Here is a 20,186-nt window from a genome sequence, read left to right on the forward strand (position 1 = left end):
GTTCAATTTTCCAATCTCTAGTTTATACCAATACATACAAATCCGCATAAAGCTTAAAATTGCTGCATAAACCCAGTTTTTTGCCGCAGAAAATAGTTGAAATGACGCATAATTTTAGATAAACACCGCATAACAGTTGGGAACTGCAGCATAAATCATGGGATTGGAAATATAGAAAACTAACATTAAGATACCATAATTTATATCTGGAGAAAAGTGAATTATAGAACACCACAATGAAGATATAGTGATTTATATTTAGAGGAATTTGGAAATATAGAGCACCAAAAATAAAATACCTAGTTCTATACTGAGAGAAACTGACTAAAAGTTACACGAGGTTAACCTCCAATCAATATTGTGAAATAATTCACAAATTTTTCATACCAATAACAAACCGCAAGTGTTATAATCAACTTGTTCAGTAATTCACAAACTAAACCCAATCTAAAAATAGTAATCCCCCTTACAATTTTTAAAAGGAATAGAACAATGAAAAGCAGTGCTCTCTCCCCAAGAGCGCTGCTTTTGCCTTTTAGAAGCGAACAATGGGGGCTTTTTTTACTAAAAAACTTAAAATTCTTTGATGATCGCCTAAAGAGATAGTGGAAATTGTCGAAATAAATAACATGAGAGTCTTAAAATTAGGTAATTTGTCATGTTACATAATAACTAATTGGCATTAAAATGAAAACTAGATAATGGGCCAGGCTCACAAGTAGTACAAAACAAAAATCTACGAATACAGCCGTAAGAAAAGACAGGTGGACATAATGGATAAAACGTCATTGATAGGTTTGATTTTAGGGATTATTGCGGTAGGTGTAGGGATGGTCTTTAAAGGGGTTAGTCCCTCTGCTCTAGTTAACCCTGCAGCCATTTTAATCATTATTTTAGGAACGGTAGCGGCAGTTACGATTGCATTTCCAACGAATGAGATTAAGAGAGTACCAAAGTTATTTGGAATCATCTTTAAAGAGCAGAAATTTATGAATCCTCCTGACCTAATTAAAATGTTTTCCGATTGGGCTCAGTTAGCTAGAAAAGAAGGTTTATTAGCACTTGAGGCAAAGACAAATGAAATCGAAGATGATTTTTTGAAAAATGGACTATCACTCGCTGTTGATGGGCAGAGTGCGGATTATATTCGTGATGTTTTATCAGAAGAAATTGAGGCAATGGAAGAAAGACATCAGGCGGGTGCACTTATTTTTACTCAAGCGGGTACGTATGCACCAACTTTAGGGGTACTTGGTGCGGTTGTAGGTTTAATAGCTGCATTAGGTTATATGAATGATACGGAAGGATTGGGTCATGCCATTAGTGCAGCTTTTATCGCGACACTACTGGGGATCTTTACTGGATATGTATTGTGGCACCCATTTGCTAATAAGTTAAAGAGAAAATCTAAACAAGAAGCAAAAATTAAATACATGATGATTGAAGGGATTTTATCTATTTTAGAAGGAGAAGCCCCTAGGGTCATCGAGCAAAAATTAGCTTCCTATTTACCTGCAGCAGAGCGGAAAAAAATCTTAGCAGAAAGTGGGGAAAAGAAGGATGAGTAAGCGCGGGAAAAAGCATCATCATGAGGAACATGTAGACGAATCATGGCTTATTCCATATGCGGACCTGTTAACTCTTCTTCTTGCCTTATTTATCGTGCTATTTGCAATGAGTTCTGTAGATGCTCAAAAGTTTCAAGCTTTGTCCAAAGCATTTAATGAAGTCTTTACTGGTGGAACAGGAGTAATGGAGTTTCCTAGTCCAATGCCTCAAGAAGGGGCAACTGAAATGGATGAACAGGAGAAAGAAAAAGAACCAACTACTCCAGAACCGGATGGTGCTGAAAAGGCACAACAGGCTGATCAACTAGAACTTCAATCCATTCAAGCAAAAGTAAATGCATATATAAAAAAGAAAAATTTAGCTGACAAATTGGAAACTTCGTTAACCGATGAAGGACTGCTCGTTTCGATTAGAGATAATGTACTGTTTGAATCAGGTAGCGACGAGGTTAGAACGCAGGATCTACAAATTGCAAAAGAAATATCAGAATTACTCGTTATGAACCCACCAAGAAATATCATTATTAGTGGTCATACCGATAACGTACCAATTAGAAATGCTCGGTTTGAATCGAATTGGGAGTTAAGTGTAATGAGAGCAATTAACTTTATGAAGATTACTCTTCAAAACGATAAATTAGATCCTAGTTGGTTTAGTGCAAAAGGCTTTGGTGAATTTAAACCAATTGCTTCAAATGATACAGCTGAAGGAAGAGGGAAAAATCGAAGAGTTGAAATCTTAATATTACCAAGAACAGCAGACTAGGCTTTGGCAGCTAGTCTTTTTTTATTCCTATAAATACACAAAAAAATACAATCACCGAAAGTGATTGATTCTAAAGATTACTCATTAACTTCTTTCTTAGCTGGCTCGGGTTTACACATACGATCCATGAAAAAGCCAAAGAAAAGCATGAAAGCAATAGGAAACGTGTAGTTAATTACATGTACCACTGTCATATGAATTCACTCCTTCATAAAACGATTATTGCTTCCATTATATGCTATTTGTCACAAAATAGACAAATAATATTCACATAATATTTAAAAATGCGTATTGACATATGTTTGTCTGAGAGATTTAAAGTTATATAGAAAATTGGGTTGATCTCTAGACGTCCAGAGATAGTCTAAAATATACAAAAAATCAGTCCTTTAGTATGGGCTGATTTTTTTATATTAAGCATAGTATAGATGGTAAATAAGTCTACAGGCTATATGGCTAGGTGTTGTTCACTAAAAGAAACGGAATTGTGCTTTTTAAAAATTGAAATCGTAAGATAAAGAAAGGATTTGGAAGAATATCAGTGTTTTTTGTTCGTTAAAGAGAAAAAATGGCTGATTTCAAGGTTTAATTAAGAGCATGATATTATATATAATTCTTTATATAGAACAAAACAAGTGAGTAAAAAGAACGATTCTAAGTATTTCTTACTATCCCAAAGAATAAATAGTAAAGGTGATGCCCGTGTATAGAAAGAATTGTGATAAGTGCCATAGACCTTCATACAGCAGTAGCGAATTTGGAGAGTGGATCTGCCCGATATGCGGGAATGACCTAACAGATTATCCATTCTTTGATGCTATTACATTTGAACGAATTCATATATTGCCTTTACAGAAAAAATTAAAGTCGTATTATAAGCATGTCCCCAAAAATGTCAATGACTAAAGTACCATTCGTAAGGAAGCAGGAAAAGTATTTATCGACAAGAACAGACTATATCTATAATGAATCATCATTCATTATGATTCAATATTCCTAATATACATAGGAGTATCTTACTGATAAAAAAGATTTATGTAGAAGCATGACGAGAATCGTAGTAAAAAAGGGTTCACAAAATAGTTGGAATTGACAAAATATTACACTTTGTCGTTGTAAAAAGAGGTAAAATATGGGTAGGGGATGGGAAAGAATGAGCCATGATGCTCAGAAACAAAGCAAACCTAAATTGGAAGTAATGTCTCAGGTATTAGAAAGTTGAGTTCATTGGACTAAGGCGATTAGCTGTAGGGGTGCAAATAGTAATTTGGGGGGAAGAATGTGATTAATGTAAAAGTAAACATCGAGGGGCTTGACTCTGAATGGATGCAGCTGATCTTAGAAGCAAAAAGTCTAGGAATTGAGAAAGATGAGATTAGAGAATTTCTGAACAGTAGAGGAGTAGGGGAGTTAGTAGCTGAGAATTCCTGAGATAGAAGAACAAAAAAAAGGTAACCAATTTAGTGTTTCTTAAGGGATGATTGTTCTTTTGAGAGATGCTTTTATTTTTTTTGAGCATTTTTAATTAGAAATGAAAAAACCTGTCATCGTAAACGACAGGTTTCTATTTGTTGTTTTGATTAACACGCCATTTATTGAACTCTAAATACTCACGAAATTGATCCTTTGTTACGCCAGAATCCATGGCTTCTTTAACAATTTTGAGCCATTCAGAATCTAGATCATCTTGATTAGGTTGCTCGTGTATTAAATTGTCTACCGGCACATTTAGTACAGCAGAGATTTTTTCAAGAAATTGAATAGAAGGATTAGTTTGTAAGTTTCTTTCTAGAGAACTCAAGTAAGATTTTGCTACCCCGGCTCTCTCAGCAAGCTCAGATAGGGACATCTTCTTTTCTTGACGGAGCTTTTTTACACGATCACCGATCATCTAATCTCACACACCTTATCTAAATATATTCTATCATAACAAAAATGCAGAAATAGTTCCATATTTAGAACACCTAATTATTGAGTTATGCTAATTTTAACATAATTGTTAACTATACTATCATTATAGTTATCAAATCAAGATATATTTCTCTTTTTTTATATATCTTGAAGTTTACGTTAACGTAAATGGTACAATAAATATCAGAAAATTACAATAATGATGGTGGTAGTAGTGAATTATTCAATTTCCGATTTAGCAAAGGAATTTAATGTAAGTACAAGGACCATTCGATATTATGAAGAGCTTGGACTTTTAGTACCAGAACGAACAGAAAGTGGTAGAAGAACCTACTCGAAAAAGGAATATACCCGACTAAAACTGATCTTTAGAGGAAAGCGGTATGGTTTTCATCTAGATGAAATCAAAGAGATGATTGAACTTTTTGATAAAGATCGTTCCGGTAAAGTTCAATTAGAGAAAACAATCGAGTTTGGGAAGGAAAAGATTAAGGAGGTGAATGAGAGAATAGAGGAGCTTTTATTGTTAAAAGAGGAGATGGAAGAGTTATTAAACGAGTTTGAAAAGAAATTATCTAATAAGGGGAAATGAAGATGAATATTTCTGAACTACTTTCGCGGAATTCGAGGAAGTATCCATTACAGGAGGCAGTTGTTTCTGACCGCGTTAGATTAACATACAAGGAATTAAACAGTCGTGTAAATAAATTGGCTAATGCTCTTTTGGAAAAAGGGTTTGGAAAAGGTGATAAAGTAGTTTTATATATGCCGAATACGCCAGAGTTTATTGTAACGTATTTTGCCGTTTTAAGAGTGGGAGGAATCATTGTGCCTGTTAATGCAAAATTAACGGCTAGTGAACTATCCTACATTCTTACTCATAGTGATGCTAAGTCTTTGTTTGTTCATGAATGGCTTTTTGACCAAGTAAAAGACTTACCTGAATTGCATTCTACCTTAGCTCTCTATAAAACTGGACAAAGAGTAGAACACTGGGAAAGCTTTGAGGAGCTGCTTGACTCTGGAAGAGATATGGAGGTACTTTGCAGTCTGAAAGAAGATGATGAGTCAACGATGCTTTATACTTCGGGGACTACAGGAAACCCAAAAGGAGTCGTATTTACTTATCGCAACATCTTAACCGTTGCTGTAATGATGGCAGTGGAAATGACAATGAAGCCTGAGAGTAGAATCTTACACTTAATGCCTTTAAGTCACTCAGCTCCACTTCATTTATTTTTAGTAGCTGGAACGTTTGTAGGCGCTACACATATTGTCGCACCAACATTCACGCCAGAGCTTCTATTAAAACTTGTAAGCGAGGAGAAAGTGACCCATTTCTTTGGTGCGCCAGTGGCCTATTTGTTCACAGCAAAACAACCAAATCTCGAAGACTATGATTTATCTTCTGTGCAGTATTGGGTGTATGGCGGAGCCCCTCTGGGACAAAAAGAGGTTGGGTTTGTCAAACAACGCTTTAAAACGAACAGTTTATATTGCGTATATGGTCTTACTGAAGCTGGGCCAAGTGGAACGTTATTGTTAGCAGAAGAGCACGAACATAAAGCAGGGAGCATTGGAAAAAGAGCAGCTCTCGGCACAGAGATTGCGATATTCAATGACAAGGGTCAACCTGTCGAGCCCGGAGAAGTCGGGGAGATTGTTCTTAAAGGTGAGAGCATCATGAAGGGCTACTATAAGGACGAGGAAAAAACGTCTGAGGCTTTAAAAGATGGTTGGTTATATACAGGCGATATGGCTAGATACGATGAAGACGGGTATATATGGGTAGTGGATCGTAAAAAAGATATGATCATTTCTGGAGGCGTCAATATTTATCCAAAAGAAATAGAAGAGCTTCTTACTACCCACCCAAGTATTGGAGAAGTGGCTGTAGTAGGTGTTCCTCATCCAGAATGGGGTGAAACCGTAAAAGCATTTATTGTCCTCTCTCAACCTGTAGAAAACATTGAGGAAGAATGTAAGGGCTTTCTTTTTGGGAAACTAGCAAGCTATAAAGTTCCTAAGCTTTATGAAGTCATCAATGAATTGCCGCGAAATGTGACAGGGAAAATTTTAAAGCAGGTGCTTAGAAAGGAAGAGCAGTCCGTATAGGAGGAGAATACATGAATTTTTACAAAGAAGATCCTAACTTAAGATTTATTTTAGAAAAATACTTAGATCTAGATTTTTTGGATTGGGCAGATAAAGAGCTAACAGCTTTTGGTGAATTATGTGCAAATGAGATTGATGAGAGAGCGGTCCATACAGATCGTGAAGGACAGCCGCGATTGATAAAGTATGACCGTATGGGGAACGACATTTCTCATGTTTGGGTAAATGAAGGGTATAAAAAAACGGTAGAGCAAACGTACAATGCTGGAATAGTGGGGTATGTTCATAAGCCTATTCCTGAGCTAAATAGAAAAGGGAACTATATGTACTCTTATGCGCAAGGGTATTTATTATCTCACACTGAACCGGGCTTTTATTGTCCTGTTACGTTAACGATGGCCACTGCTTATTTGATTGATCATTATGCGGATGAGGAGTTAAAGAGCAAGTTTTTACCGCATGTTTTATCTACAGGAGAGGTCGAGCTGTTTGAGGGGGCGACATTTTTAACGGAGCGCCAAGGCGGTTCTGACGTGGGTGCAAATGAGGTAAAAGCCGTTTTAGAGGATGGTCAGTATAGAATCTATGGCGAAAAGTACTTTGCCTCGAATGCTGGTCAATGTGGAGTTGCAATGGTGTTAGCAAGAAGGGAAGGGGCTCCTGCTGGAACGAAGGGGCTGAGTTTGTTTTTAGTCCCTTGGCGTAAAGAAAACAAAGAGCTAAATCATCTAGAGATTAGAAGATTAAAAGATAAGCTTGGGGTAAAAGCAGTTCCGTCTGCTGAAGTGGTATTCCATGGGGCAGAAGCCTATTTAGTGGGAGATGCCACAAAAGGTTTTTACTACATGATGGAGGCGCTAAACCTTTCTCGTATATGTAATGCGATTGCCTCGGTTGGAATTATGCAAAGAGCCTATTTAGAAGCTAGAAATTATGCATCTACCCGAAATACATTTGGCAGCTATTTAATCGATTTCCCGATGGTAAAAGAATCACTGGTTAAACTAGCAGTAAAGCAAGAGGTGGAAACGAGTGCAGTCTTTTCACTGATCTCACTATTTGATCAAGTATCTTCAAATCCTGAAAAGGTGTCCAAAGAAGATGAGGCTATGAATCGTCTGTTAATCGCGTTGTTGAAAATGGAATCAGCAGAGCAAGCGGTTCATTTTTGTCATGAATCGATTGAAATGCATGGTGGTAACGGCTATATCGAGGACTTTGTGATGCCAAGATTGCTTCGAGATGCTCAGGTGTTAACGGTCTGGGAAGGGACAGCAAATATATTGGGCCTTGAAGTATTACGTCTTATTGAAAAATTTAAAGCTCATGAGTTATTTTTACAACACATCCAAAAAGAATTAAACGCTCTTCCTGAAAAACTGCAGCCATATACGGCTCCTATTTTAAAAGGCCTGGAGCAACTAAAAGAGCAGCTTGTTTTTCTGTCAAAGGGAAATAGAGATGTTCAAACCTATCACAGCAAGCGAGTGGCAAAGCTAATGACTAAAATTTATGAAAGCATTATTGCTTTAAAAGATGCTGAAATCGGTGGAGAACGAAAAGAGCTGATTGCTCGTGTGTTTTTAAATGAGACATGGCAGTTAAATGCGGTCGTGGATGAAGAGTTATTAGCTCTTAAGCATTTTGATAAAATTGTACGGGTTTCCAGTGAGAATGAAGTAGTAACGAATTAAATAATGCAATTAGCAGGCTGTCTAGGTAAAGGCGGTCTGCTTTTCTTTTTCGACATTTTTTGAAAAAGGAAAATGGGTTGCGCCCCTTGGAAACGTTATATTTGTGAAGATATCAATCAAACGTTTGATTGACCAAAAAGTGAGTGAATTCGGCAAAAATCTTCCGTGTTGAAGGTGGAGAAACGGACAATACCTTTGAATTTCAATAATTGTAACGCTAATATTAAGGAGGAGATATAAATATATATAAGGTTATATAATTGTTTGAAGGGCGGGAAGACAACGTGATTGTTTTAAAATCTGAACGTGAGATTGAGAAGATGAGAAAAGCTGGCGAATTGTTAGCTGCTTGCCATAAAGAAATTGCAAAGCTAATTAAGCCTGGAGTAACAACATGGGAAATTGATCAGTTTGTTGATCAATTTTTAGAAAAGAACGGTGCCACACCTGAACAAAAAGGGTATAAGGGCTACGAATATGCTACATGCGCAAGTATTAACGATGAAGTATGCCATGGATTCCCTCGCAAAGAACCATTAAAGGATGGCGATATTGTAACGGTGGATATGGTCGTTAACTTAAATGGCGGTCTTGCAGATTCAGCATGGACGTACATGGTCGGAGAGGTTTCTGAGGAGACAAAGAAGCTTGTTGAAGTAACGAAAGAGTCTCTCTATAAAGGAATTGAAGCGGCGAAAATTGGCAACCGAATTGGGGATATCGGTCATGCGATTCAATCATATGTAGAAGCAGAAGGTTTCTCGGTTGTTCGTGATTTTATCGGGCACGGGATTGGTGCAAGCATCCATGAAAAGCCAGATGTTCCTCACTATGGATTGCCTGGAAGAGGGGCTCGCATAAAAGAGGGAATGGTGTTCACCATCGAGCCAATGGTAAATGTCGGCGAGTTCCGTACGAAGATGGATAACAATGGATGGACAGCAAGAACGATTGATGGAAAATACTCTGCCCAATTTGAGCATACGATCGCGATTACAAAGGACGGAGCGGTTATTTTAACCAATCAAGGAGAGAGATAGTAAGTAGGTAGGATTCTTAGGAATCTTACCTTTTTTGTTGGATGGGTGAATGGGGCTATGGCATTTCACGCCTGAAATGATGTTTTATGGGTGATTTCAATGGAAAATAACATTTTAAAAGGCCGTGTTTGTAAAATTAGAGCATTTTTTTGAGTGTTTTTTAGCAAAAATCCTTTCATTTTTATAAAAAATAGATTTTTATAGGAAAGGTTTAATTAGGCTATTAGCTAAAATAAAAGTTTATCATCCATTTGTCATCTTTACCAACCATTGAAATTGACAATTTCTAGTTATTGTCCAAACTCAACGTCTAACTGTCCAAACTTTTAACTATATTGTCCAAATTTGAAATTGCACCAGCCGAATAGTAGAAACTCAAAGTCCTACTAAGCCTTAATATCTATAGCTCCTTTACAGCTCCTAGTTTTTAGTAAATTGCTAAGTGACAACCTCCTTCTTCTATCTGTATACTAGAATTAACCAAGCAAAAAGAGGAGCGGCCAATGAGATTAATTAGCATAGATGAATATAATCCTAAACTCATGCAGCTAGCTAAGCCGGTCTTCGATAAACATAGAAGAGTATTACTTGCTGCCGGAAGAACGATACATCCTATTTATTTGAAAAAACTAATGGACTTAGACATTCGCTATTTATTTGTAGAAGACGCGATATCTTTTGGGATATCGATGGAGGAAATGGTCGAAGTTCCAACGTGGATCGATGCTACTGAAATTGTGCAGAATGCCTTTAAAACAGTGGCACAGAATAAGGAAATTCCTATTAGAGATCTTCAAAAGTTAGTGATTCGATTAGTAAATGAAGTAAGCAAGCGAAAAGCAATTGTCCTTATCCCAACATCCTCACTAGAAGAGGATTTAAGAGAGTATGCTCATGCGGTGAATGTTACACTGCTTTCCTTGCAAATTGCGAAAAAATTAAATATCTCTCAAATTCAGTTGAAAGACTTGGCATTAGGGACTCTTCTTCATGATATTGGGAAGGTTTTAACGAAAAATGAAGAAGACCATATGTTTGCTGGATTTGAGTATTTAAGAAAAGTGCGAGAAGTCAGTTTGTTATCAGCTCATGTCGCGTTTCAGCATCATGAAGCAGTAGATGGAAAAGGAAAGCCTAGAGGGATGAGAGAAGGCGAAATCCATGAATTTGCGCAACTATGTGCGATTACGAATCTCTACGAAAATACGTTATCTAAAGAAGGGCTTCCGCCACATGAAGTATTAGAGTTCATCATGACAAAAAGCGGAACGGTCTTTAGTCCGGATCTTGTGAAGCTCTTTGTTCAGGAAGTTCCGTATTATATACCAGGAACAAGAGTGTTAATGAATAACGGTCGAAAAGCCATCATTACCAAGATTATCGGCAATTTGCATAGACCATACATTAGATATTTAGATACAGGTGAAGAAATTTCACTTGCGAGCAATTATACATTGTTAATTACTGAGGTAGTCAACGATTAAGAACTTGAAAAAAGTCCACCATGGTACTGCACCACAGAGGTTAGAGTAAATCTAACTTTTGGGGTGCAGTACTCATAGAGTGGACTTTTGCTGTAAACACAGGTTTATGTAGGTTTTATTGTTTGCGTAAATTTCCAAGCTCCTCAACTAAAGCTTGCATCTCATTAGGGCTGAAAGAGTTCTTTTTCATCACTAATTCATAGATATCTTTTAATTCTTCGTACATATTCTCGTCGAAATGAGAGGGTTTAATCGCACCTAGATTTAGTACTTTAAGCTTCTCTTTTATTTTCTCGATCATGTATTCTACGTTTTCAACAGATTTTTCAGACAGGTTCATGGCGTCCATCCTTTCTATCCCTCTAGCACCTCAGGAATTGATAAGTTTTATACTTTATCATTTATCTTTCCATGTCCCTTATAAAAAGTCAAATAGAAATCCAGCCTTCCAATCGAAAAAATGCCACAGTTATTATATAGAGAATGCTTGCAAGTTGCTATCGATATCGAGGAAAATGTAGGAAGAGGAGGAGTACATATGATTAAAGTTCTTTTTGTATGCCTTGGGAATATTTGTCGCTCACCGATGGCCGAGGCCATGTTTCGTTATTTAGTGAAGAGGGAAGGATTAGAACATAAGATCATGACCGATTCTGCTGGGACAGGCAATTGGCACATTGGAAAACCGCCTCATGAAGGTACAAAAAACATTTTAAAGAAAAATCAAATCAGTACTGAAGGGTTGACTGCTAGGCAAGTCAAAACAAGGGATTTAGAAGAGTTCGATTATATTATTGCCATGGATGTTAACAACCAAAGAGACATTGAAAAACTAAAGGCAGCAAATCCGAAGGCAAAGATCTCATTATTGCTTGATCATGCAAAAACAGTTGGAACAAGAGATGTTCCAGATCCTTATTACACAGGGAACTTTGAAGAAGTTTTTCAGATGGTAAAAGAGGGCTGTGAACAGCTATTAGAAAATATAAAATCAGATGGATTGAAGGAGAGGTTATAGAGATGAGTACGAAAAAGTTTTGGCAGGGAGTCTTATTAGGTGCTCTTGCAGGAGGAGCCATAAGTCTACTGGACCGCGAAACGAGAAAGTCTGTTGTGGAAGGCTGTAAAAAAACAACAAGTGATATTTCTTATTTAATGAAGCATCCTAATGAAATAGTTGAACAAGTAAAAGAAGCGAGCTCTCAGCTGCGAAATACAATTGAGCAAGTAAGCGACGATGTTTCCTTTATTGCAGAAAAGGTAGAAGAACTGAGAGAAGTCACTCCGGCTGTAACAGGAATCGTAAAAGATACAAAAGAGGCTTTTACAAAAGACGAGCATGAGCTTGGATAACTTTTCATAGAATGAGTTAGTTGGGTATCTTGCTTAGTTAACGTTTGAAAGAACTTTATTAGATCGTGCAATATGCACATACATAAAAGAGGCGGTGATGGATTGGGGAAGGTTTCATATTTTGGACAACAACTATGGAAAAGAGTAGGAGAAGATGATGTTTTCGGTTTGGCGGCTCAACTTGCTTATTTCTTTTTACTGTCCCTTTTCCCATTGCTCATCTTCTTAGTTACACTCCTACCGTATTTACCCATTACTCAAGCTGACTTACTAGGGTTTGTTCGTGATTTTGCACCTGGTCAAACGATGCACTTAATCGAATCTAATCTGAATCAAATCATGAGTCAGCATAATGGTAAACTATTATCGTTCGGGATCATCGCAACCATTTGGTCTGCTTCAAATGGATTGAATGCGATTATTCGAGCTTTAAACCAGGCTAATGAAGTAAAAGAAAGTAGGCCATTCTTAATCGCTAGAGGTATGGCTGTCTTACTAACATTCGCAATGATTTTTGTCTTTATCGTTGCTTTGCTGCTACCAGTGTTCGGGAAGCAAATCGGCTTATTCTTATTTACGGAGTTTGGGTTTTCTAATCAGTTTTTAACGGTTTGGAACACGTTAAGGTGGTTGTTGAGTTCGTTCATTTTGTTTATCGTGTTTGTTGGGTTGTATTGGTTAGCTCCTAATAAAAAGCAAAAATGCACAAAAACCTTTCCTGGCGCTATTTTTGCAACCGTAGGATGGGCACTCGTTTCACTTGCTTTTTCGTATTATGTCAGTAACTTTGGAAACTACACCGCAACCTATGGAAGTATCGGGGCCATCATTGTTCTAATGATATGGTTTTACTTAACGGGTATTATCATTATTTTAGGTGGAGAAATCAATGCTGTAATCAACAAGCTGGATGAAGAAAGGTGTTAGCCCGCGACTTTCAAAAACTTTCCTTACTGAAATCGGGACTCTCTTGAAACAATAATGAAGGGGAGTAACAGAAAAGTAAAGGAGGCTGACATCATATGGCGAAGGAAAACAAACAAGGTGGAAAAAATACAAAACAAAAGGGCAAGAGCAGCCCAAAACATAAAACCTCAAGCTCGGCAAACGGGTCTAACGGGTATCACTAACATACAGAAAAATCCGGGGTGTTCGATTGAACACACCCGGATTTCTTTATGACTTTAACAGTCGAAGACTATTCAAAATAACTAATATTGTACTTCCTTCATGCCCAATGACTCCATATGGGAGGTCTAAAACTTGTAGGAAGTTTGATGAGATTAAAAATATAATCACCGTAATGGAGAAGATGACATTTTGCTTAATAATTCGATTCATTCGTTCTGAAAGCTGGATTGCCTCAGCGATACGAGGGAGATCGTTTTTCATTAAGACAATATCTGCTGTTTCAAGTGCTACGTCAGATCCTTCTCCCATTGCGATCCCAACGTTCGCTGTTGCTAATGCTGGTGCGTCATTAATCCCGTCGCCAACCATTGCAACATTTCCAAAACGCTCTTTAAGCTTCTTTAACTCTTCCACTTTATTCTCAGGCAAACACTCTGCGATATAATCATCTAAATGACCCTCACCAGCGATGGCGTCCGCTGTATTTTGACTGTCACCTGTTAGCATAATGGTGTATATTCCTTTTTCTCTCAGCTTATCAATCGCAAGCTTCGTTTCCTCACGAACGATATCCTTTAGTGCAATAAGACCCACGATTACCTCATTTCTTTGAATGAACACAACGGTCTTTCCTTCTGAAGCCAACTGGATACTTGAACCGCCCATAAAGCTTTCTGCTTCACTTTTCCCAACGAAGTCAGCTTTACCAATCTTCCACTCTTCATTGCTAAAAGAAGCTTTCACTCCCCAACCAGACACGTCTTCAATGCTCTCTGGATGAATAAGCTCTTGGTTAATATGTTCGTTCGTGTAGCGGACAATTGCCTGTGCTAATGGATGATTTGAATGACTTTCAATCGCTGCTGTTTTAAGAAGGATTTCTTCTTTACTCATACCATCTTTCACCAAGACATCTGTCACTTCAGGCTTTCCTTTAGTCAATGTTCCTGTTTTATCAAAGGCAATGGCTTTTAGGTGGCTTAGATTTTCTAGATGAACGCCACCTTTAAAAAGAATTCCGTGTCGGGCCCCGTTAGATATGGCTGATAACGTTGCCGGCATAATTGATGCAACAAGAGCACAAGGGGAGGCAACGACTAGTAAAATCATCGCGCGGTAAAAGGTTTCCGTCCAGCTCCAGCCTAGTAAAAAGTGTGGCAGGAACATCATTAATACAACGGCTGATAATACCACTTTTACATAAGTCCCTTCAAATTTTTCAATGAAAAGCTGAGAAGGGGACTTTTCACTTTGTGCGGATTGAACAAGTTGAATAATCTTTTGGAAAAGTGTTTCGCTACTTGGTTTCGTTATCTCAACAGTAATAGAACCGTTAATATTCACTGTTCCTGCGAAAACATCGTCTTGAAGCCCTTTGCTAACAGGGATGGATTCACCTGTAATAGCCGCCTCATCTAGGGCTGTGTTCCCCTTGATAATACGTCCGTCTGAAGGAACTCTTTCTCCCGGCTTAACGAGGATATGGTCACCAATTTTTAAGTCTGAAACATGCACGAGCTCTTGAGTGCCGTTTGTTACTCGTAACGCTTCCTCAGGCTGGAGCTCCATTAAGGCAGATATTTCTTTATGGCTCTTATTCATGGTGTAAGTTTCCAAAGCACCGCTGATGGCGAAGATGAAAATCAAGATGGCTCCTTCTGTCCAGTACCCGATGATGGCTGAACCGATGGCAGCGAAGATCATAAGCATTTCTACATTTAGCTCTTTATTCTCAATCGTTTCTTCAATACCTTCCTTCGCTTTTGCAAACCCACCGATTAAAAAAGCGAAGATAAAGGCAATAATGGAAGCCGTTCCTAAATCAATTTTTTCTAAGATCCAACCAGCAGCTATTAAAACTCCACTTGTAATCGCTGCGATTAATTCTAGATGAGGTTTAACTTTCTCAATAAAACTTTCTTCTGTGGTTCGAACATTCGGTTCATTTGAATAAGCTTTCACTTCTGCGTTCATATCTCTCACTCCCAAAGATTAATCTATTTTGTAATACTTTTTCACATTTTCATGAGTGATCATTCTCATTGATAACAGTTTTCAGTAGGTCTAATTGAGAAAAATAATCACAATCAATTCCCTAATAAAACGACGAAAGCTGCCACCATTAAGGCGACAGCAGAACAAACAGGTTAAAAAAAGTATTAAATTATATTTATTCTAATTTTACCATATAAGTAGGTTTTCGAGAAGGCTTTTGGAAAAGTTTTTAAAAATAAATTACCGAAACATGTATAGGTGTCCGTTTCATTCTATTTTATTCTTTAAACCACCGAAAGTGAAAAAACTCATGCTAAGCACTCGAAGTGTTCAACATGAGTTTTTCGGTTTCTTAAGCAGAGTTCGCTTCTGTAGAACGCCAGTCTTTTTCCATTCTGAAAGAGAATATGGCGAAGAAGATGATTAATAGCATGGCGCTGATGACATAAAAGAAGCTAACTCCTTTTAAGTATTGAATCGCTAAACCACCAATGAATGGTCCGCTAATGCTGCCGAAGCTAAAGAATATTCCACACATTAAATTCCCTGCAGGTAGGAGCTGTTTTGGAAGCAGGTCAGTCATGTACGTAATTCCAAGTGAGAAGGTTGAGCCTACAAGCATTCCAGCAATAAAGAAGCAGATCGTTAGTGCCGTGACCGATTCTTGTAGGAGACCGGCTGCTGAAAAGGATAAAAATCCTGAGAATAGGACGAACATTAAAATATTTCTTCTTCCATATCGATCACTTAATACTCCAAGTGGCAATTGAAAAATAATACTCCCTATCGCAAAGGCCGGCAAGATGATGGAGACTGCCTTGATATCAATCCCAATCCTTAAGGCATACACTGGGAAATTTCCATTTAAAGAGGCTTCTAAAAAGCCATAGCCAAATGGGGGGAGAAACGCCACCCAAGCATACTTCCAAACGCGTCCAAACCTTTTAAACGTCCCGAAAAAGGAGCTAGTCTCAAAATCTTTTTCAGGATGTTCATTTTTTAAGAGAAAGATTGTAACCCAAGCGATAAAGCTGATGACACTTGATACGATGAAGGGTAATGCTTCATTAAATTCTATCAGCCTGGTCATCATCGGACCAACGGCAAATCCTAATCCAAAAAATAGTCCATATAGAGAAATATTTCGGCCTCGTTTATTCTCTGGCGAAAAGGATGTGATCCACGTTTGTGTTCCGAAATGCAACATATGGTCGCCTATCCCGATTAGTAGGCGTAGTAAAAACCAAAACCAAAACGACTTCCATACCGGAAACAGTGCTAGAGAGAGGATAACGGCTAAACCACCGATAATAATAATGGGCTTATAACCGAATCTCCTTAGTGGACCTTCCATAAATGGGGACGCTAATAATACCCCTATGTAGAGCCCGGTTGCATGCAACCCATTTAAAGATGAAGATACCCCGTCTTGTTCAAAGATAATGGCAATAAGGGGTAAAAGCATTCCTTGAGAAAACCCTGATATAGCAACAATTCCAACTAAAATCCAAAAACGATAAGATACTTGTGTATTCATAAAATTATAACTCCATGTAAATTTGTCATTCCCTCATTGATGGTAACTGACGATCGCAAGTCTTTGCAAGGAAAAGAATCCAATTCACTTTTGAAAAAGGGTCAAATGGTGTAATCTAATGAGGTAGTTTGGAAAATTAAAACAAGTGGTGATGAAAATGGAATTTAAGATGAAAGATGTTGGTTTTTATACAGAAACAGCAAATGGTCGATTAAACATAGCTGGGAATGAGGAATATGGATTTCGCCCGTATCAATTGCTTGTTTCTTCAATCGCAGTTTGTAGCGGAGGCGTATTAAGAACCATTTTAGAAAAAATGAGATTTACGATAGAGGATATACATATTAAAGCGGATGTAGAAAGAAATGAAGAAATCGCAAACCGGGTAGAGAGAATTCATCTTCATTTTACAATCAAAGGGAAAGATCTGGATGAAAATAAGTTAAACAAAGCAATGGAATTAACGAAGAAAAATTGCTCGATGGTGCAATCCGTCATTGGCAGCATTGAGGTTGAAGAAACGTTTGAGATAGTAGAAGGTTAAAATTATTATAGTAAAGCAGATTAGAACGACTTACCATAGGCAACCCTTACTTTTAGAGGGAAGGGGAGTGTATTATGAACAGAATATTTATGATTCTTGTATCCATTGGTGTGCCTCTATCTGTGATTGGATCTCTCATGCAATGGCCAAGTGTCATGTTGTTTATCATTTACTGTGTTACGATTATTGCCCTTGCTAGCTATATGGGAAGAGCAACGGAGAGTTTGGCAATTGTAACGGGCCCAAGAATCGGTGGGCTGTTAAACGCAACCTTTGGAAATGCGGTTGAACTGATTATATCTATTTTTGCCTTAAAAGCGGGGCTAATCGGGGTTGTGCTTGCCTCTCTAACGGGATCCGTGCTAGGGAACCTTTTATTAGTGGCAGGTCTATCCTTTTTTGTCGGCGGTTTAAAGTATAAACGTCAAAAGTACAATGTATATGATGCTAGGCATAATTCAGGGTTATTAGTATTTGGGGTCATTGTGGCATTCGTCATTCCAGAAGTGTTTGCAACCACGATGAACGAAAGTAAAACACTTTCTCTAAGTGTTGGAATCTCAGTAATCCTCATTACATTGTATTTGGCCGCATTATTTTTTAAACTGGTTACTCACAGAGGTGTTTACCAAAGTACACACCAAGATGAGGAGCAACATGAAGAGGAGCCTGAGTGGGGAAAAAAGAAGGCCATAACGATTCTATTTCTTGCAACTTTAGCTGTTGCATATGTGTCCGAAAATCTTGTACATACCTTTGAAGTAGTTGCGGAGTCCTTTGGTTGGACAGAGTTGTTTATTGGGGTTATTATTGTTGCGATCGTTGGAAATGCGGCAGAACATGCATCCGCGATTATTATGGCTTACAAAAATAAAATGGATGTAGCGGTTGAGATTGCGATTGGGTCAACACTCCAGGTTGCGATGTTCGTTGCACCTTTATTAGTCCTAATTTCACTTTTTTTCCCGACTGCAATGCCATTAGTATTTACGATGCCAGAGCTAATCGCAATGGTGACAGCGGTCTTACTAGTGGTGGTGATTGCAAATGATGGGGAGTCCAACTGGTTTGAAGGGGCCACTTTGCTTGCAGCTTATTTAATTATGGGGATTGGGTTTTACCTTTTATAATCTTAGCAAAAAACAAAGGACTCTTCGCATACTTTTTTGCGAACGAGTCCTTTTACTGTCATCATAAGTATTGTTGTTAATGAATATTTTAACCAAGGGGAAGACTTTATTCAAACGCTTTTTACTTTGTAAAGTTTATCGACCGCCTCTCTTCAATATAGAATAACTAAACTGAAATTTGACATGAGAGCTAACATTTAAGATAAACTAACAAACCTCCTTATTTAAAGAATAAAGCGAATGATCTTCAACCCTCCTTTAAGTGAGTGTAGGATAATTATAAAATATAAATTGAAATTTGTAAATATTCAGAGTATTACAAATATGTTACAAAAAGAGGTGAACAAAAGGATGAGACTCATTTATAAAATACTCTTCTTTATAGTAGGTCTCCTCATTTTAACCAATGGGGTAGCGCTCACGATCAAAGCTGATTTAGGGGCTGGCTCCTGGGATGCATTGAACGTGGGTCTCTCAAACACAATCGGTTTTACCGTGGGTACTTGGGTCATTATTGTAGGCCTTATTTTAATTTTTGTTAACGGATACTTGCTGAAGAAAAGGCCTGATTTCTTAGCGATTATTACGATTACTCTCGTAGGATTCTTAATTGATTTTTGGCTACTTATTGTTTATAGAAATTTAGAAGCTGAAGTATTCGGTTACCAACTCGTTTTGCTGCTCGTTGGAATGCTGATGATTGGGATTGGAATCTCGATCTATTTACAACCAAAGTTTCCGCTCATCCCGATTGATAATTTAATGCTAGCCATTCAGTTTCGTCTAAAGGTAAATTTGATGGTGGCCAAAACGATTGGGGAGGCGATTGCCTTAACACTTGCTTTTATCGTGAAAGGTCCAATCGGGCTTGGAACCATCATTGTTACGTTTTTAATTGGACCAATCATACAGTTCTTTTTCCCTTACTTTGAGAAGCTTTTAAATAAATTGTTAGAAAAGCAAGGGTAAATCCTCAGTTAAATCTTTAAAAAGTGGATAATATTTGTGAACTCCGAAAAAACTAATGACAAACCAATAAAGATTGTTTGATTGAAAGGAGTTCCACATCATGAAAAAATACTTATCTGCTCTTGTTGCTGGGTTACTTTTCATGCTTTTATCCTTACCATCTGTACATGCTGCTGAAAAGCAAGAGCCGAAGAAAGAACAAGCAAAGCAAACGGTAAAAATACCTAATTCAGTTTTGAATATAACGAAGGAAAACACTTATCCGAATCCAACAAACGATATGCCCACACTACAACCAAGTGAGTTTACAGAAGAGCTTATTAACTCATCAAAGGTAAAAATAGAGAACCCTGATTTAATCAGAATGCTCAATGAGACAAGCGTCAACAGTACGCCGTTTGCGATTGGATACAGGGCGATTATCTATTTAGGGCAGTGGCCATTGAATTATGAATCTGCTGAAACGTCACCTAATTGGGAATATCAAAAAATTAACACAAATTACTTTGATAACCGTGGCGGAAAGGCGAATTATCAAATCCACTATGTTCAGGAAGCGCAGAAGGTTGTGAAAGGTGGGTTAACTGCAAAGGTTCAAGATGCCGATGATGTTCAAAAAATGATGCTATTAAAAGCATCAGAAAAGACAGGCCTCCCACTTGCGTTTCAAACGATTATCGGAGCAGGGACAAAGAAAGATCAAATCTATAATATCCCTCCGAAAAGATTAGGGTACTTATACGGATATGCGCCAGCTGTTAATGAAAAAGGAAAAGTAACATACGGGGAAGTCTACCTGATGTTAAAAGGAAATAAGAAAATGATTATCGTCAAAAACGTAACCTCACAAGGAATTGGAGCTTGGATTCCTGTTCAAGACCACGTTTCGTTTGGATTTGTTGCATCAGAAAGACCGAGATAAAAAGGAAAGCGCCAAATTAAATTGGCG

At 37.8% G+C, this 20,186-nt stretch carries 19 protein-coding genes; 15 read left to right on the top strand and 4 right to left on the bottom strand.

Annotated features, from left to right (window positions below; all coding sequences use genetic code 11):
* Positions 1-773: 773 nt before the first annotated feature.
* The 3 genes from motA (at position 774) to ACFYKX_RS12710 (ending at position 3,765) form a co-directional block, all read left to right on the top strand.
* Complete coding sequence (gene motA / locus ACFYKX_RS12700; RefSeq protein ID WP_389361419.1) at positions 774-1,568, top strand: flagellar motor stator protein MotA; 795 nt, start codon at positions 774-776, stop codon at positions 1,566-1,568.
* Positions 1,561-2,334 carry a flagellar motor protein MotB gene (gene motB / locus ACFYKX_RS12705; RefSeq protein ID WP_389361420.1) on the top strand — a complete coding sequence of 258 codons (774 nt, stop codon included), beginning with the start codon at positions 1,561-1,563 and terminating at the stop codon, positions 2,332-2,334. Before motA ends, motB begins: the two co-directional genes overlap by 8 nt.
* Positions 2,335-3,615: 1,281 nt before the next feature.
* Positions 3,616-3,765 carry an anti-repressor SinI family protein gene (locus ACFYKX_RS12710; protein ID WP_389361421.1) on the top strand — a complete coding sequence of 50 codons (150 nt, stop codon included), beginning with the start codon at positions 3,616-3,618 and terminating at the stop codon, positions 3,763-3,765.
* A 133-nt stretch (positions 3,766-3,898) separates the two neighbouring features.
* Here ACFYKX_RS12710 and ACFYKX_RS12715 read toward each other — a convergent pair whose 3' ends face one another.
* A complete protein-coding gene (locus ACFYKX_RS12715; RefSeq protein ID WP_389361422.1) occupies positions 3,899-4,225 on the bottom strand; it encodes a helix-turn-helix domain-containing protein in 327 nt (108 codons plus the stop codon).
* Between the two features lie 222 nt (positions 4,226-4,447).
* Here ACFYKX_RS12715 and ACFYKX_RS12720 point away from each other — a divergent pair, with 222 nt between their 5' ends.
* The 5 genes from ACFYKX_RS12720 to ACFYKX_RS12740 all read left to right on the top strand — a co-directional run bounded on the left by ACFYKX_RS12720 (position 4,448) and on the right by ACFYKX_RS12740 (position 10,578).
* Entirely contained in the window at positions 4,448-4,837 is a 390-nt protein-coding gene (locus ACFYKX_RS12720; protein ID WP_389361519.1) for a MerR family transcriptional regulator, read from the top strand.
* 2 nt (positions 4,838-4,839) lie between these two features.
* Positions 4,840-6,360, top strand: coding sequence for a class I adenylate-forming enzyme family protein (locus ACFYKX_RS12725; protein ID WP_389361423.1), 1,521 nt, complete (start codon positions 4,840-4,842; stop codon positions 6,358-6,360).
* Positions 6,361-6,371: 11 nt separating this feature from the next.
* Positions 6,372-8,054, top strand: a complete 1,683-nt coding sequence (locus ACFYKX_RS12730) for an acyl-CoA dehydrogenase family protein (RefSeq protein WP_389361424.1) — start codon at positions 6,372-6,374, stop codon at positions 8,052-8,054.
* 284 nt (positions 8,055-8,338) lie between these two features.
* The gene (map, locus tag ACFYKX_RS12735) at positions 8,339-9,094 is read left to right on the top strand and encodes a type I methionyl aminopeptidase (protein ID WP_389361425.1); all 756 of its coding nucleotides are present in this window, start codon (positions 8,339-8,341) and stop codon (positions 9,092-9,094) included.
* Between the two features lie 503 nt (positions 9,095-9,597).
* Complete coding sequence (locus ACFYKX_RS12740) at positions 9,598-10,578, top strand: HD-GYP domain-containing protein (protein WP_389361426.1); 981 nt, start codon at positions 9,598-9,600, stop codon at positions 10,576-10,578.
* Between the two features lie 115 nt (positions 10,579-10,693).
* Here ACFYKX_RS12740 and ACFYKX_RS12745 read toward each other — a convergent pair whose 3' ends face one another.
* Complete coding sequence (locus ACFYKX_RS12745) at positions 10,694-10,918, bottom strand: DUF1128 domain-containing protein (RefSeq protein ID WP_389361520.1); 225 nt, start codon at positions 10,916-10,918, stop codon at positions 10,694-10,696.
* Between the two features lie 198 nt (positions 10,919-11,116).
* Here ACFYKX_RS12745 and ACFYKX_RS12750 point away from each other — a divergent pair, with 198 nt between their 5' ends.
* From ACFYKX_RS12750 to ACFYKX_RS12760, 3 genes are all read left to right on the top strand, one after another.
* Positions 11,117-11,596 carry a low molecular weight protein-tyrosine-phosphatase gene (locus ACFYKX_RS12750; protein ID WP_389361427.1) on the top strand — a complete coding sequence of 160 codons (480 nt, stop codon included), beginning with the start codon at positions 11,117-11,119 and terminating at the stop codon, positions 11,594-11,596.
* Positions 11,597-11,598: 2 nt separating this feature from the next.
* Positions 11,599-11,931 carry a YtxH domain-containing protein gene (locus ACFYKX_RS12755; protein WP_389361428.1) on the top strand — a complete coding sequence of 111 codons (333 nt, stop codon included), beginning with the start codon at positions 11,599-11,601 and terminating at the stop codon, positions 11,929-11,931.
* 72 nt (positions 11,932-12,003) lie between these two features.
* Positions 12,004-12,858 carry a YihY/virulence factor BrkB family protein gene (locus ACFYKX_RS12760; RefSeq protein WP_389361429.1) on the top strand — a complete coding sequence of 285 codons (855 nt, stop codon included), beginning with the start codon at positions 12,004-12,006 and terminating at the stop codon, positions 12,856-12,858.
* Between the two features lie 249 nt (positions 12,859-13,107).
* On the opposite strand, the gene ACFYKX_RS12765 is transcribed toward ACFYKX_RS12760, so the two are convergent.
* Complete coding sequence (locus tag ACFYKX_RS12765; RefSeq protein WP_389361430.1) at positions 13,108-15,036, bottom strand: heavy metal translocating P-type ATPase; 1,929 nt, start codon at positions 15,034-15,036, stop codon at positions 13,108-13,110.
* A 373-nt stretch (positions 15,037-15,409) separates the two neighbouring features.
* Entirely contained in the window at positions 15,410-16,594 is a 1,185-nt protein-coding gene (locus ACFYKX_RS12770; protein ID WP_389361431.1) for an MFS transporter, read from the bottom strand.
* A gap of 157 nt (positions 16,595-16,751) precedes the next feature.
* On the opposite strand from ACFYKX_RS12770, the gene ACFYKX_RS12775 reads away from it, so the two are divergent.
* The 4 genes from ACFYKX_RS12775 (at position 16,752) to ACFYKX_RS12790 (ending at position 20,159) form a co-directional block, all read left to right on the top strand.
* Positions 16,752-17,138 (top strand): OsmC family protein, encoded by a 387-nt coding sequence (locus ACFYKX_RS12775; protein WP_389361432.1) that lies wholly within the window; start codon positions 16,752-16,754, stop codon positions 17,136-17,138.
* Between the two features lie 74 nt (positions 17,139-17,212).
* A complete protein-coding gene (gene cax, locus ACFYKX_RS12780) occupies positions 17,213-18,268 on the top strand; it encodes a calcium/proton exchanger (protein WP_389361433.1) in 1,056 nt (351 codons plus the stop codon).
* A gap of 351 nt (positions 18,269-18,619) precedes the next feature.
* Positions 18,620-19,237: a YczE/YyaS/YitT family protein gene (locus ACFYKX_RS12785; RefSeq protein ID WP_389361434.1), complete on the top strand. Its 618-nt coding sequence runs from the start codon at positions 18,620-18,622 to the stop codon at positions 19,235-19,237.
* A gap of 100 nt (positions 19,238-19,337) precedes the next feature.
* Positions 19,338-20,159: a YfkD famly protein gene (locus ACFYKX_RS12790; protein ID WP_389361435.1), complete on the top strand. Its 822-nt coding sequence runs from the start codon at positions 19,338-19,340 to the stop codon at positions 20,157-20,159.
* Positions 20,160-20,186 lie beyond the last annotated feature (27 nt).

The sequence above is a fragment of the Cytobacillus spartinae genome (assembly GCF_042865285.1).
Classification (GTDB): Bacteria; Bacillota; Bacilli; order Bacillales; family Cytobacillaceae; genus Robertmurraya_A; species Robertmurraya_A spartinae.